The 13,425-nt window shown below is 71.2% G+C and carries 14 protein-coding genes; 10 read left to right on the forward strand and 4 right to left on the reverse strand.

Features of this window, described 5'->3' with window-relative positions:
• Positions 1–2: 2 nt before the first annotated feature.
• A complete protein-coding gene (locus F9B16_RS10045) occupies positions 3–908 on the forward strand; it encodes a tyrosine recombinase XerC (protein WP_225991516.1) in 906 nt (301 codons plus the stop codon).
• On the opposite strand, the gene F9B16_RS10050 is transcribed toward F9B16_RS10045, so the two are convergent.
• Positions 905–1,708 carry a murein hydrolase activator EnvC family protein gene (locus F9B16_RS10050; protein WP_151539734.1) on the reverse strand — a complete coding sequence of 268 codons (804 nt, stop codon included), beginning with the start codon at positions 1,706–1,708 and terminating at the stop codon, positions 905–907. The two genes, F9B16_RS10045 and F9B16_RS10050, sit on opposite strands and share 4 nt — an antisense overlap.
• 397 nt (positions 1,709–2,105) lie before the next feature.
• Between F9B16_RS10050 and rpsB the strand changes: the two genes are divergently transcribed.
• The 5 genes from rpsB (at position 2,106) to F9B16_RS10075 (ending at position 6,458) form a co-directional block, all read left to right on the forward strand.
• Positions 2,106–3,044, forward strand: a complete 939-nt coding sequence (gene rpsB / locus F9B16_RS10055; RefSeq protein ID WP_151539735.1) for a 30S ribosomal protein S2 — start codon at positions 2,106–2,108, stop codon at positions 3,042–3,044.
• Positions 3,045–3,127: 83 nt separating this feature from the next.
• Positions 3,128–3,964 (forward strand): translation elongation factor Ts, encoded by an 837-nt coding sequence (gene tsf, locus F9B16_RS10060; protein ID WP_151539736.1) that lies wholly within the window; start codon positions 3,128–3,130, stop codon positions 3,962–3,964.
• A gap of 56 nt (positions 3,965–4,020) precedes the next feature.
• On the forward strand, positions 4,021–4,800 hold the full coding sequence (gene pyrH, locus F9B16_RS10065) for a UMP kinase (RefSeq protein WP_151539737.1): 780 nt from the start codon (positions 4,021–4,023) through the stop codon (positions 4,798–4,800).
• A gap of 51 nt (positions 4,801–4,851) precedes the next feature.
• Entirely contained in the window at positions 4,852–5,409 is a 558-nt protein-coding gene (gene frr, locus F9B16_RS10070; RefSeq protein WP_151539738.1) for a ribosome recycling factor, read from the forward strand.
• Positions 5,410–5,672: 263 nt separating this feature from the next.
• On the forward strand, positions 5,673–6,458 hold the full coding sequence (locus F9B16_RS10075) for a phosphatidate cytidylyltransferase (protein ID WP_192808703.1): 786 nt from the start codon (positions 5,673–5,675) through the stop codon (positions 6,456–6,458).
• A 53-nt stretch (positions 6,459–6,511) separates the two neighbouring features.
• Here F9B16_RS10075 and F9B16_RS10080 read toward each other — a convergent pair whose 3' ends face one another.
• Positions 6,512–7,657 carry a suppressor of fused domain protein gene (locus tag F9B16_RS10080; protein WP_151539740.1) on the reverse strand — a complete coding sequence of 382 codons (1,146 nt, stop codon included), beginning with the start codon at positions 7,655–7,657 and terminating at the stop codon, positions 6,512–6,514.
• Between the two features lie 158 nt (positions 7,658–7,815).
• Here F9B16_RS10080 and rlmN point away from each other — a divergent pair, with 158 nt between their 5' ends.
• The 3 genes from rlmN to F9B16_RS10095 all read left to right on the forward strand — a co-directional run bounded on the left by rlmN (position 7,816) and on the right by F9B16_RS10095 (position 10,439).
• Positions 7,816–8,964 carry a 23S rRNA (adenine(2503)-C(2))-methyltransferase RlmN gene (gene rlmN, locus F9B16_RS10085; protein WP_151539741.1) on the forward strand — a complete coding sequence of 383 codons (1,149 nt, stop codon included), beginning with the start codon at positions 7,816–7,818 and terminating at the stop codon, positions 8,962–8,964.
• 67 nt (positions 8,965–9,031) lie between these two features.
• On the forward strand, positions 9,032–9,532 hold the full coding sequence (locus tag F9B16_RS10090) for a DivIVA domain-containing protein (RefSeq protein ID WP_151539742.1): 501 nt from the start codon (positions 9,032–9,034) through the stop codon (positions 9,530–9,532).
• Positions 9,533–9,611: 79 nt separating this feature from the next.
• Entirely contained in the window at positions 9,612–10,439 is an 828-nt protein-coding gene (locus tag F9B16_RS10095; protein WP_151539743.1) for a DUF1963 domain-containing protein, read from the forward strand.
• 42 nt (positions 10,440–10,481) lie between these two features.
• Here F9B16_RS10095 and F9B16_RS10100 read toward each other — a convergent pair whose 3' ends face one another.
• Both F9B16_RS10100 and F9B16_RS10105 read right to left on the reverse strand, forming a co-directional pair.
• Positions 10,482–11,171 carry a hypothetical protein gene (locus F9B16_RS10100; protein ID WP_151539744.1) on the reverse strand — a complete coding sequence of 230 codons (690 nt, stop codon included), beginning with the start codon at positions 11,169–11,171 and terminating at the stop codon, positions 10,482–10,484.
• 790 nt (positions 11,172–11,961) lie between these two features.
• Entirely contained in the window at positions 11,962–12,687 is a 726-nt protein-coding gene (locus F9B16_RS10105) for an ABC transporter ATP-binding protein (RefSeq protein ID WP_151539745.1), read from the reverse strand.
• Between the two features lie 86 nt (positions 12,688–12,773).
• On the opposite strand from F9B16_RS10105, the gene F9B16_RS10110 reads away from it, so the two are divergent.
• Positions 12,774–13,214 carry an HIT family protein gene (locus tag F9B16_RS10110; protein WP_318839226.1) on the forward strand — a complete coding sequence of 147 codons (441 nt, stop codon included), beginning with the start codon at positions 12,774–12,776 and terminating at the stop codon, positions 13,212–13,214.
• Positions 13,215–13,425 lie beyond the last annotated feature (211 nt).

Below are 13,425 nucleotides of genomic sequence, written 5' to 3' on the forward strand. Positions count from 1 at the left end.
TTGTGGATCTGAACGAGGCCGTGGACGAGTTCGGCCGGCACCTGCACGCCGAGCGCGGCGTGTCACCGCACACGCTGCGCGCCTACCTCGGTGACCTGGCGGACCTGTGCGCATACGCGTCAACCGTCGGCGTGACGGAACCGGCAGAAGTGGACGTGTCGCTCCTGCGAGCGTGGCTCGCCCGCCAGCACGCCCTCGGGCGGGCGCGCGCCACGCTCGCTCGCAGGACGGCCGCCGCCCGGGCCTTTACCCACCACCTGCACCGGCGCGGGCTACTGGAGAACGACCCCGGCCTGCTGCTGGGCACGCCGAAGAAGCGCCGCGACCTCCCCGGTGTGCTCACGCAGGACGATGCGGCGCGCCTTCTCGAAACCCTGGACGCCGAAGGGCCGATGGGATTGCGCGACCTGGCCGTGCTGGAGGTCCTCTACGGGACTGGCGTGCGCGTCAGCGAACTCTGCGGCCTCGACATCGACGACCTGGACACCGGCCGCCGGACCGTACGCGTCCTGGGCAAGGGGAACCGTGAGCGCACCGTCCCGATCGGCGAGCCGGCCGTCCGGGCCGTCGAGGACTGGCTCAGAGCCGGACGCCCTGCGGTGGCGACGGAGACCAGCGGCCCGGCCCTGTTCCTCGGCGCTCGCGGAGGGCGCCTCCACCCGACCAGCGCCCGCCGCATCGTCCATTCACGGATCGCCGACGCGGGGACGATGCCCAACCTCAGCCCCCACGGGCTGCGCCACACGGCCGCCACGCACCTGCTGGAGGGCGGCGCGGACCTCCGCAGTGTCCAGGAGATCCTCGGCCACGCGTCCCTGCAGACCACCCAGCTCTACACGCACGTCTCGGCCGAACGGCTCAAGCAGGTCCACCGCCAGGCCCACCCCCGCGCCGCCAGAGACGACTAGGAGCGTTCCTGGCGGCTTTGGGGGACGCGGCGCAGGCGGCGCTCATGGGCGAGGTCGATCACGCCGGGCGGCGGACGGCGGGAGCGGCCGCGTGCGCGAGTTCGGCGCCAGGCGAAGGACAGCGAGTAGGCGACGACGAGCCCCGTGACGGCCCCGCCCGTGGCCGTCGTCGCGTCACGGAGCGTCATGTTGGGAGCGGACGGCTCCTCGGACGGGGGATGTCGTTCGTGGGCCTTCCCTGATGCCTTCTGCGGCGGTGCGGCACGCGGCCACTGGGGAAGCAGCCGTACTTCCCGCCTGACCAGGCTCAGAGGGTCCAGATAGACACGTCCCTTGCGCAGACCCCAGTGCAGGCATGGCGTCGGGCAGTGAAGATGGCCGTCCTCCAAGACGCCGATGCGGGCGCCCAAGGCCACCTGGCGCCCGGCCTTGACGCTGGGCTGGACGGGCAGGTACGTCGTGCGCAGCGGCCCGTGATCGACCGCCACGACGCCCCGGCCGGCCAGGCTTCCGGCGTAGGAGACCCGTCCGGCACCGGCGGCGTACACCGGCTCGCCGGGCCGTGCCGCGAGGTCGACACCGCGGTGGCCAGGACCCCACGGGACGGCGGGCGGCGAGAAGGCGCGCAGAATCTGCGGTGTGGGTGGGCCTAAGGGCCATCTCCAGGCGTTCGCTCCAGGGGAGACGGCGGCGTGCGCTCCCGGGAGGTCGACCGCGTTCGCGCCCAGTGAGCCAGCCGCGTTCGCTCCGGGGGAGACGGCGGTGATCACGCAGGTGAGGAGCAGTGTGAGCAACGTCATGCCCAGGAGCCTGCCGCCCGGCGGACCGGCCGTCGAGGAGGTGCGCCAACTGTGGATAACCGCTCGCTCCGTTGATTCACGGGCGCGTCCGCGCCCTGATAATCTGTATGCGTGCCCGGAAGGACACCGGCCAGGGCCAGGCCGTCGCCGATCCGCCGTCAGGCGGGGAGGCGGGAAGCCGCTCCCGGTGAGCGGAGAGGTCACGGATCCGGGGAACGTTCCGGATCACAGCCGCCAAGGGGCGTCCCGGCGGCTGATTTCACGCGTCCGCATGCCACCGAAGACATGGTGGGGCGCCGCCCCTCGGTCCGTCGCCGCGGCGACGGTGGGGCGATGCCCGGGCGCAGGGCGACAACCAAATGCGGCCCGGCAGGGCCAGAGAAGGAGAACACGGGCAATGGCACCCGTCGTCACCATGCGGCAGCTCCTTGAGAGCGGCGTCCACTTCGGCCACCAGACCCGCCGGTGGAACCCGAAGATGAAGCGCTTCATCCTCACCGAGCGCAACGGCATCTACATCATCGACCTGCAGCAGTCGCTGTCCTACATCGACCGCGCCTTCGAGTTCGTCAAGGCCACGGTCGCGCACGGCGGCACGATCCTGTTCGTCGGCACCAAGAAGCAGGCGCAGGAGTCCATCGCCGAGCAGGCGACCCGCGTCGGCATGCCCTACGTCAACCAGCGCTGGCTGGGCGGCATGCTGACCAACTTCTCCACCGTCCACAAGCGGCTCACCCGGCTCAAGGAGCTGGAGGAGATCAACTACGACGACGTGGCCGGCTCCGGCATGACCAAGAAGGAGCTCCTCGGCCTGCGCCGTGAGAAGGACAAGCTGGAGCGCACCCTCGGCGGTATCCGCGACATGGCGAAGGTCCCGAGCGCCATCTGGATCGTGGACACCAAGAAGGAGCACATCGCGGTCAACGAGGCCAAGAAGCTCGGCATCCCGGTCGTGGCCATCCTCGACACCAACTGCGACCCCGACGAGGTCGACTACCCGGTCCCGGGCAACGACGACGCCATCCGCAGCGTCAGCCTGCTGACCCGCGTCGTCGCCGACTCGGTCGCCGACGGTCTCCTCGCGCGCGCGGGCGCCGCGTCCGGCGGCGACGAGAAGCCGGCCGAGGGCGCCGCCTCCGGTGCCGCCGAGCCGCTGGCCGAGTGGGAGCGCGACCTGCTGGAGAACAAGCAGGCCGAGGGTGAGGCCGCCGCCGCTCCGGCCGAGGCGCCCGCCGAGGCCGCGCCGGCCGCCGAGGCCGAGGCCGAGGCCGAGGCTCCTGCCGAGGCGCCCGCCGAGGCTCCGGCCGACACCCCCGCCGAGGGCCAGCAGGCTTGATCCCGCGGTCCCGGCGGCGTCCTCGCGACGCCGCCGGGACCGTCGCGGGTCCACGACCAACGACGAGAGAAGCGAAGAGAGCGATGGCCAACTTCACCGCCGCTGACGTCAAGCGGCTTCGCGACCTGACCGGCTCCGGCATGATGGCCGTCAAGAACGCCCTGACCGAGGCGGACGGCGACTTCGAGAAGGCCACGGAGCTGCTGCGCCTCAAGGGCGCCAAGGACGTCGGCAAGCGCGCCGAGCGCACCGCCGCCAACGGCCTGGTCGCCGAGCACTTCAACGGCTCGGGCGACGGCGCGCTGCTGGAGCTCAACTGCGAGACCGACTTCGTCGCCAAGAACGCGCAGTTCATCGAGCTGGCGAACCGGCTGGTCGAGTTCGCGGCGGGCAGCGGCGCGGCGGACGCGGCGACCCTGCTCGGCGCCGAGATCGAGGCCGGCAAGACCGTCCAGGCCCTGATCGAGGAGAACAGCGCGAAGATCGGCGAGAAGCTGGAGCTGCGCCGCTTCGCCCACTTCCAGGGCGCGTACGTGGCCAGCTACCTGCACAAGTCCGACCCGTCCCTGCCGCCGACCACCGGCGTCCTGGTCGAGCTGGACAAGGAGAACACCGAGGTCGCCAAGGACGTCGCGCAGCAGATCGCGGCGATGGCGCCCAAGTACCTCACCCGCGAGGAGATCCCCGCCGAGGTGATCGAGAAGGAGCGGGCGCTCGCCGAGCAGCTCACCCGCGACGAGGGCAAGCCGGAGCAGGCCATCCCGAAGATCGTCGAGGGCCGGGTGAACGCCTACTTCCGCGACTTCGTGCTGGTCGAGCAGGCGTTCGTGAAGGACGGCAAGAAGACCATCGCGAAGGTCCTGGACGAGGCCGGCGTGAAGGTCGTGCGCTTCGCCCGGTTCAAGGTCGGGCAGGCGTAAGGGCACTCTGGAGACAGGGACCCGAGATTCAGCGACGCAACGAGGAGGCCGCCGACGTGCCGGAGAAGACGACCACCAGTGCGACGGCGGCCCCGTCGTCCGGGCAGCACGCGCCGCGCGCGGGCTGGAAGCGGGTGCTGCTGAAGCTTTCGGGCGAGGCGTTCGCCGGGCGCGATCCCCTGGGCATCGACCCCGAGGTCGTGCAGCACGTGGCGGAGGCAATCTCCGAGGCCGTGAAGGACGGCGTGCAGGTCGCGGTCGTGTGCGGCGGCGGGAACATGTTCCGCGGCGCCGTCATGGCCGAGCGCGGCATGGACCGCGGCCGCGCCGACTACATGGGGATGATCGGCACGGTCATCAACTGCCTGGCGCTGCAGGACTTCCTCGAGAAGCTCGGGCTCGACACCCGGGTGCAGACCGCCATCACCATGAGCCAGGTGGCCGAGCCGTACATTCCGCGGCGCGCCATCCGGCACCTGGAGAAGGGCCGGGTCGTCATCTTCGGCGCGGGGCTGGGGCAGCCGTTCTTCTCCACCGACACGACCGCCGCGCAGCGCGCGCTGGAGATCGGTGCCGAGGCCGTCCTGAAGGCCACTCAGGTCGACGGCGTCTACGACGCCGATCCCCGTAAGAGTCCAGAGGCGGTCAAGTTCGACCGTTTGGATTACGGTGAGGTTCTACAGCGGGGTCTGAAGGTCATGGACGCCACGGCCATCAGTCTCTGCATGGACAACGCGCTCCCCATCGTGGTCTTCGACCTCATGGGGCAGGGCAACATCGTCCGGGCCGTCCGGGGTGAGAAGATCGGCACGCTGGTCAGCCCGGCACAGGGCTGACCGCTGCCCGGAACGCGGTGCCAGGGCCGACCAGATGACATGGGAGTCACAGTGATCGACGAGACCCTCCTCGAAGCCGAGGAGAAGATGGAGAAGGCGGTCGCGGTCGCCAAGGAGGACTTCCAGGCCATCCGCACCGGCCGGGTCACCCCCGCCATGTTCAACAAGATCACCGCGGAGTACTACGGCACGCCGACGCCGGTCAACCAGCTGGCGTCGTTCACGCTGCCGGAGCCGCGGATGGTCATCGTGCAGGTGTTCGACAAGTCGTCCATGCAGGCGGTGGAGAAGGCGATCCGCGACAGCGACCTCGGCGTGAACCCCACCAACGACGGCAACGTCATCCGGGTGGTCTTCCCCGAGCTGTCGGAGGAGCGCCGCAAGGACTTCGTCAAGGTCGCCGGCACCAAGGCCGAGGACAGCAAGATCTCCATCCGCAACATCCGGCGGCGCGCCAAGGACACCCTCGACAAGCTCGCCAAGGACGGCGAGGTCGGCGAGGACGAGGTGCGGCGTGCGGAGAAGGAGCTCGACGACACCACGCACAAGTACGTGGCGCAGATCGACGAGCTGCTCGAGCACAAGAAGGCCGAACTGCTCGAAGTTTGATGGGACTCGACGACGCCGGGGAGCCCGCGGGCTCCCCGGATGAGCCGGAGGTCGACATGCCCGGCCCACCCCCGGGAGAAGCTCTGGACTCGCCCTCCGGCGAGGCGCCGGACACCCCCGCAGGCACCGCCGCAGAGGACACGGCGCCCTCCGGCGCGACGTCCGCGACGTCCGCGACGGGCGCGCGCGCTGAACCCGAAGGGGAGCCGCCCCAGGACCCGTCCGATGGCGGACGCCAGAGCAGGACCGGCAGGAACCTGCCGATGGCCATCGGAGTGGGTGTCGCCCTCGGGGCGCTGGTACTGCTGTCGCTCTACACGGTCAAGCCGATCTTCCTTGCCGTGATGGTGGTCTTCCTCTTCCTCGGTATGCGGGAGCTGACGGACGCGTTCAAGTCCCGCGGCATCCGGGTCCCGTTCATCCCGCTGGCGACGGGCATGGTGGCCACCCCGGTCGTGTCCTATGTATGGGGGCCCACCGCTGTGGTCGCGGCGGTGTCGCTCACCGTGCTCAGCATGATGCTGATCCGGATGACGGAGGGCGCGGACGGCTACGTCCGGGACGTCAGCGCGGGTGCGTTCGTCGCCGGATACCTGGTGCTGATGGGCGGGATCGTCGCGCTGCTCATGCGGCCGGGCGACGGGGACGACCGCACCGTCATCTTCATCGCGACCACGGTGGCCAGCGACATCGGCGGCTACTTCGCCGGCACGTTCCTCGGCAAGCACAAGCTCGCCCCCACGATCAGCCCGAAGAAGACGTGGGAGGGCGTCACCGGCTCCGCGATCACCTGCATGATCGTCGGTGGCGCGCTGGTGTGGTGGCTGCTGGACGGCGGGCACGCCTGGCAGGGCGCGCTGGTCGGCCTAGCCGCCGTGGTGACCGCGACCGGCGGCGACCTCATCGAGTCGATGATCAAGCGGGATCTCGGCATCAAGGACATGGGAACACTCCTGCCGGGCCACGGCGGCGTCATGGACCGCCTCGACTCGCTCGTCGCGACGGCCCCCGTGGTGTGGCTGCTGCTGGAGCTGTTCGTCCCCAGCTAGACCCCGGGCCTGGCCGCTGCTTGAGGTCAGGAGGGGGCCGGGTCGTCTCGCGGCTAGGAGACGACCCAGGAGCGTCCCTGCTGCGCCAGGCGCCGGATGAGCGCGTCCGAGCCCTCGCTCTTGGCGTACCGGTGCTCCTCACCGCTGATGGGGACGAGCCACAGCCACCGGACGGGATCGCCTTGCACAGTCAGCCCGGTGAGGGCGGGCGCCTCCGGCCCTGCGAGCCGGGTGGGGTCGTCCAGGAGGAGCACGCCTTCCCACGCGCTGTCGCCACTCCCCAGAGGGAACGTGCGGGCCTCGTGGTACCACTTGACCACGTCGCCAGGGGCGAACCAGGTCACCGATCGCCACGGGTACTGCGCGAGCCACGGGAAGATGCTCCCCGCGCGCTGGCTGGGCAGTGTGCTCGCCACAGCGAGCTCTATGCGGGCGTACGGGGCGACGTCGTCTTCGTACAGTTCGACGGTGGGCATCCGCTGGCGGCTCATCCCGACCGAGCTGAGCACGGTGAAATCGCGATTGCCGCGCGCGGGCCGCTCCGTCACGCCCACTGTCGGGGACGTGCTGGCCTTGCCTCCCGCGAGCTGACGCCCCACGTCGTGCCAGTAGTGGCCGCCGGGACCGAGCCGCTGCAGCAGGTGGCCCAGAACCGACTGCTGGAACTCCGCCCAGGAGCCGTCGGCGCGGCACATCTTCCAGTGCTCGCGGGCACGCTCGATACGGGGGCCGAACTCCGCGATCTCCTCTTCCATGGGGAAGGCGAACGGGCTCTGCCGCGTCGCGTCGCGCGCGTAGCCGGGGATGCCGCGGCCCATGTCGGACCATCCCGGGATCACGAACAGGGGGTCGCCGGCCTCCAGCACGGCGGCTCCGTCGCCCTCCTCGAACCACACCACCTCGAGGGCGGAGGCGTCCACGGCCTCCCGTCCCTGCGGATGGGCGACATGGGACTCCGGCAGCAGCGGTGCGCCGCCCGCGTCCAGCCGCTGCCGGTCCAGCGAGGACGGGGCCTTGCGGTGGTTGGCGACCCAGACGGCGCCGATCACCGAGTCCCGCGCGTCCCGCAGGTAGGCCGAGGTCACGTCACCGTCGGACTCGACGACGAGCCTCCGGCTGCCGTACGGGCTTGCCTCGGCGTGGACGATCGTGGCGGCGGGGCTCCTCGGCGAAGCGGCACCCCTGCGCAAAACCGACATGATCGAGACCTTAGTCGCAGACAAGGTCATGTGCAGCGATGTCGTAGCGCCCGCCGAAGGGGCGCGCCCACGGCCGGAAGAGAGCGCGCCTGCGGGTGGGCGAAGCGCGCCTGCGGGCGGACGAGGCATCGTCAGGTGTTTGCGACACTGGAAGGACCATGTCTGCCACCACCGAGCCCGCCACCGCGGGCGCCGCGCCCAAGAAGACCCCGGCGAAGCTCGTCTTCGCCGCGCCGCGGCGCGGCAAGCCGCCCCGGCACCTGGCCGACCTCACGCAGGCCGAACGCCGCGAGGCGGTCGCGGAGCTGGGCGAGAAGCCGTTCCGGGCCGACCAGCTGTCGCGGCACTACTTCGCCCGGCTCGTCGACGACCCGGCGAAGATGACCGACCTGCCGGCCGCCGTGCGCGACCGGCTGGTGTCCGAGCTGATGCCCTCGCTGCTCACGCCGGTGCGCGAGCTGGACTGCGACGGCGGCAGGACGCTGAAGACGGTCTGGAAGGCGTTCGACGGGGTCCTGTTCGAGTCGGTGCTGATGCGGTACCCGGACCGGGCCACGATGTGCGTCTCGTCCCAGGCGGGCTGCGGCATGAACTGCCCGTTCTGCGCTACAGGCCAGGCCGGGCTCACCCGTAACCTCTCCACGGCCGAGATCGTGGAACAGGTCGCCGCTGGCGCGCGCGCGATGGCGCGCGGGCGCATCCCCGGCGGCCCCGGGCGCGTCTCCAACATCGTCTTCATGGGCATGGGGGAGCCGCTCGCGAACTACAAGGCCGTGATCGGCGCGGTCCACCGCATCACCGACCCGGCACCGGCCGGCCTGGGGATCTCCCAGCGGTCCGTCACCGTGTCCACGGTCGGCCTCGTCCCGGCGATCGAGAAGCTGGCCGCCGAGGACATGTCGGTGCGGCTCGCGGTGTCGCTGCACGCGCCCGACGACGAGCTGCGCGACGACCTCGTCCCGATCAACAACCGGTGGAAGGTCGCCGAGGTCCTGGACGCCGCGTGGGCCTACGCCGAGCGCAGCGGACGGCGCGTCTCGATCGAGTACGCGCTCATCAAGGACGTCAACGACCAGGCCTGGCGGGCCGATCTTCTCGGCAGGCTCTTGCGCGGCCACCTCGTACACGTCAATCTGATCCCGTTGAATCCGACGCCGGGCTCCAAGTGGACCGCCTCGCGGCCGGAGGACGAGCGCGAGTTCGTCCGCCGCCTGGAGGCCCACGGGGTCCCGGTCACGGTGCGCGACACTCGGGGCAGGGAGATCGACGGGGCCTGCGGACAGCTGGCCGCGGCGACGAAGGACTGAGCGCGCCGGCGGCGCCCCCCGGGCCACGCTGGCGCGGGGACGAGGGCTGAGGAGCACGGTGGCGCTCATGAGCACGCGGCTGCCGGTGGCGTTGCGGGGCTACGACCGGACACAGGTGGACGGCCTCCTCGAACGGATCTCGGGCGCGCTGAACGGCGGGCCGCCGATGTCCGCGGACGAGGTGCGCACGGCGCGCTTCGACGTCGTGCTGCGCGGCTACGACCGCCGCGCGGTGGACGACCTGGTGCGCGAGTGCATCAGGGAGCTGGAGACGAAGGCGCCGATCGCCGAGCGTCCCGGCCGGCCCCGGGCGAACCCCGCATGGCTGATCAACTGGATCCAGAACGCCCGGTTCGCCGGCTCGGGCATCCGCCCGGGCTACGACGTCCGGGACGTCGACGCGTTCCTGGACCGCGTCATCTCCGGGCTGCGCGGCGCGGCCCCGCCGGTGTCGGCGCGGGACGTCCGGGAGAGCGCGTTCCGTGTCGTCCGCCTGGGGCCGGGCTACGACGAGCAGGAGGTCGACCGCTTCCTCACCCAGCTCGCCGGAGCCCTCGAAGGCCGCTGAGGACGATCACCGCCGCGGAGTTATCCACATTTTCGCCGCGGGGTGGTGACCGCCGCTGGCGCCCAGCAGGCTGCTGGGCATGGACGACTTCGACGCGCAGCGCCGGCGGCTGACCGCCTTCCTCGGCCTCCTGTTCACCTCCGAGATCATCTCGATCCTGCTGTCCCTGGCCCGGCCCGCGGTGCGGCTCGGCGCCGCCGGCGACGGCGTACCGGTCCGGCTCGGCGGCGCGCCGCTGCTGCCGGCCGCCGCGGCCTGGCCCGTCTGGAGGGGCCGTCCGCTCGACTTCCTGGGCGCCGTCGACTTCGCCGAACTCGCCGTCTTCGGGACGATCCCCGGCCTTCCCCGCACCGGCACGGCCGCCTTCTACTACGCCAGCGAGACCCCGCGGCCGTGGGGCGACGCGTCCGGGCAGCGGGACGGGTGGCGCGTGTTCACCGGCGACCTGCACCCCGCCGAACCACCGCCCGGCACCGTCTCCTATCCGCCGGCCGAGCTGGGCGCCGCTCCGTTCCTGTCCCTGCCGTCACCGCAGGAGCCCGTCATGCGGCGGCTGGAGCGCGTCCACCGCGGCTTCCTGGCCGAATACGAGCAGCTGCACGCGGTCTGGTCCCGGCACGTCACGCCCGAAACCCCGGCGCATCAGCTGGGCGGCTGGCCCGACCTCGTCCAGCGGCCGGTCGGCCCCGACTGCCTGTACGCCTCCACCGGCCGTCCGCTGGAGACCCTCGACGCCCCGGAACTGTCGGCCGACGACCTGGCGGCCGCCGACGACTGGCGCCTCCTGCTCCAGCTCGACTCCGACGACCGTCTCGGCTGGTACTGGGGCGACCCGGGCCGCGTCTACTTCTGCTCCCACCGGAGCGCTCCACTGGAGGGTGCATGGCTGACCGTTCAAGCGACATGACATCCGGAGTGCGCGACCGCTTCTTCGCAGCGGTTCGGGCGGTCAGCGACGCAGCCGCGCGGCGAACACGTATGCACCGCCCACGACGGCCGACCAGAGGGCGAGGTGCAGCACCAGGCCGGGGAAGTCCGCGAGGAAGCGGTTGGGGCCGTCATGCGCCGACCGCAGCCACTCGATCATCGGGACGGAGAGCCACGAGAGCCGTCCCAGCCCCAGCAGAAGGACGGCCGTCGCGCCGCCCAGCAGCGCAAGCAGCGACACCCCGGGGTCCGGGATGAACGCCCGGCCCGTCCATGCACCGAGCAGCGTGCCGGCGATCGCCACCGGAACGCTCAGCGCGCACCCCGCGAGGATCGCCCGCCCTGGAGCACCGACCTGGAGTGCCTGCACGAGAGGAATGGCGAGCACGATGACGCCCAAGCACAGGTTCACCGCGTATGCGGCGGCCAACCCCGCCCACGTGGGCGTCCAGCGGTGCCGCGCCGCGGTCGCCGACAGCGCCCGCTGCTCGTCAGGCTGTGTGTCCAGCAGGGCCCGCGCTGTCCAGGCCCAGATAGGGAACATGAAAGCCGCCACGTCGCCGAAGGTGCCGACGGACAGCTTCATCCGCTCCGGCCCGCCCGGCCCCTGCACGAGCACGAGCACCATGACCAGCGCCACGACGATCACCGGATGCAGGACGCGCAACGAACGCACGTACCCCTCGACCTGGAACCGCGCGAGCGCGATCACCGCCCCCACCCGACCCACTCGCGGCCCGCCCAGACCCACCGTTCCCGCCCCGAACGCCCGCTCAGGCCGCACCCAGCACACTCGTTCCGACAGCACCCCAGCCAGCCGCCCCGCCCAGCACCCGCGCGAAGGCCTCGCCCGCACTCCGAGTAACCCTTCCGTCCCCGCAAGGGATGGCCGTTCCGACCCGAACTCGCACCGCCGTCCCGGCCGCACTCTGCAAGCCCGTTGCATCCCCACCGGGGCTGGTCGTCCCGTTCCGAACTCGCGCGAAGGTTTCGTCTGTGCGCCGGATCGCCGTTCGGTCCCTGCCCAGGGCGGTCGTTCAGTTCTGGGATCGCGTGGTCGTCTCGGCTGCGCTCTGAGAGGCCGTTGCGTCCCCGCCCGGGTTGGTCGTTCTGCTCCGAGGTCGCGCGGAGGCTTCGTCTGTGCGCTGGATGGCCGTTCGGTCCCTGCCCAGGGCGGTCGTTCAGTTCTGGGATCGCGTGGTCGTCTCGGCTGCGCTCTGAGAGGCCGTTGCGTTCCCGCCTGGGGTGGTCGTTCTGCTCCGAGGTCGCGCGGAGGCTTCGTCTGTGCGCTGGATGGCCGTTCGGTCCGCGCCCCTGACGGTCTTTCGGTTCGGGGATTGCGCGGTTGGGGTGTTCTCTCCTCGGGTGGGTGTGCCGGGCGTGGGCTGGTGGCCATTGCCGGCTTGGGGGCCTGGCCTCATCTCGGGGGAAGCCAGGGGGCTCGGAGGTGGGCTGCCGGCTGTCACCTGGGAGCGCTTTGGTGCTTGCGGAGGGTTTGGTGATCACTGGTCGGGCCTTCGCACGGTGTAGCCGTCGGCGCGGAGTTTGGTCTCCACGGTGTCGGCGTCGGCCTCGGGCACCACGACCTCGAGCACCGTGAGCCTCGGGGCGTCCGGTTCCTCGCCGGGAGCCAGACGCGTCACCGTGCCGTTCGCGACCTGGAGCCGGTCGATGCCCGGGAGGGATTCGATGCAGCGCTGGTGGTCGCTGATGACCACGGTTGTGCCCCCGGAGGCGAGGCCGGCGATCAGGCCCGGGAGGGTGTCGCGGGTCGCCGCGTCCAGGCCGGCGAACGGCTCGTCGAGGATGAGGAGGCCCGGATCGTCCATGAGCGCCTGGGCGAGCCCGACCTTCTGGGCACTGCCCTTGGACAGCTCCGGCAACCGCACGTCGAGGAGGTGATCGAAAGAAAGACGCTCGGCCCACGTTCCGATCGTGTCCTTGGGCGCGCGTCTGACGGCGGCCATGTGGCCAAGGTAGGAGCGGACGGTGAACGGCTGATCCACGGGGAAGCGCTCTGGCGCGTATCCGATCCGGCTCGGCCTGTCGCGCACCGAGCCCTGCCCGGGGGCGCGCAGGCCGGCGATGAGGCGGAGAAGGGTGGACTTTCCCGCGCCGTTCCGTCCCGTCACCTCGGTGACGCTGCCCGGCGATAGGGAGAGCGTGACGTCCCGCAGCACCCAGGGACCCCTCCGGTGGTAGCGGAAGGCGACATCGTCGAGCCGCATAGGACACGAAGGGTAGCCGCGGAAACCTAAGGACGCCGTTAGGGAGGAGGCTGCGCACGCAGGCGGAGGGCGGCAGAATGCCGCGCATGGCTGACTCCGCGTCCGGCAAGCCCTGCATATTCTGCGAGATCGTGAAGGGAGAGCGCCCCGCCCACATCGTCCTCGACACCACGGACGCGCTCGCGTTCCTCGACGTCCGGCCGCTCTTCAAGGGGCACACGCTGCTGGTGCCGCGGACGCATGTCGAGACGCTGCCGGACCTGCCCGCCGACCTCGTCGGTCCGTACTTCCAGCACGCGCAGCGGCTCGCCGCGGCCATGGAGTCGGTGCTCGGCGCGGCCGGCTCCTTCGTCGCCATGAACAACCGCGTCAGCCAGAGCGTCCCCCACCTGCACGTTCACGTCGTCCCACGCAACCGCAAGGACGGTCTGAGGGGCTTCTTCTGGCCCCGCCAGAAGTACGACTCCGATGCCGAGGCCGCTGCCTACGCCTCCCGCCTGTCCACCGCCCTCGCCGACCCCGCCTGACCCCAAGCCGCCTGGCCCCAAAGCGCCTGACCTCAAGCCGCCTGACCTCAAGCCGCCTGGCCCCAAGCTGCAGGGCGACCCTTCGCATGAACCGGTGGGGTGCTGCGTCACTGACTGCGCTGGCTTGTCTGGGCAAGTGAAGGCGCTGCTGGATCCATCGGCTGCGTCGCCTGCTGTTTTGCCGGGTCCGTCAGGGCTTGGGCCAGTGAAC

Source organism: Actinomadura montaniterrae, assembly GCF_008923365.1.
In the GTDB taxonomy this organism is placed as follows: domain Bacteria; phylum Actinomycetota; class Actinomycetes; order Streptosporangiales; family Streptosporangiaceae; genus Spirillospora; species Spirillospora montaniterrae.

Excerpts from the sequence above, each read along its gene's own strand:
- F9B16_RS10050 (WP_151539734.1), bottom strand. The coding sequence starts at position 1,708 with ATGACGTTGCTCACACTGCTCCTCACCTGCGTGATCACCGCCGTCTCC.
- rpsB (WP_151539735.1), top strand. The coding sequence starts at position 2,106 with ATGGCACCCGTCGTCACCATGCGGCAGCTCCTTGAGAGCGGCGTCCAC.
- tsf (WP_151539736.1), top strand. The coding sequence starts at position 3,128 with ATGGCCAACTTCACCGCCGCTGACGTCAAGCGGCTTCGCGACCTGACC.
- F9B16_RS10075 (WP_192808703.1), top strand. The coding sequence starts at position 5,673 with ATGGCCATCGGAGTGGGTGTCGCCCTCGGGGCGCTGGTACTGCTGTCG.
- F9B16_RS10080 (WP_151539740.1), bottom strand. The coding sequence starts at position 7,657 with ATGTCGGTTTTGCGCAGGGGTGCCGCTTCGCCGAGGAGCCCCGCCGCC.
- rlmN (WP_151539741.1), top strand. The coding sequence starts at position 7,816 with ATGTCTGCCACCACCGAGCCCGCCACCGCGGGCGCCGCGCCCAAGAAG.
- F9B16_RS10090 (WP_151539742.1), top strand. The coding sequence starts at position 9,032 with ATGAGCACGCGGCTGCCGGTGGCGTTGCGGGGCTACGACCGGACACAG.
- F9B16_RS10095 (WP_151539743.1), top strand. The coding sequence starts at position 9,612 with ATGGACGACTTCGACGCGCAGCGCCGGCGGCTGACCGCCTTCCTCGGC.
- F9B16_RS10105 (WP_151539745.1), bottom strand. The coding sequence starts at position 12,687 with ATGCGGCTCGACGATGTCGCCTTCCGCTACCACCGGAGGGGTCCCTGG.
- F9B16_RS10110 (WP_318839226.1), top strand. The coding sequence starts at position 12,774 with ATGGCTGACTCCGCGTCCGGCAAGCCCTGCATATTCTGCGAGATCGTG.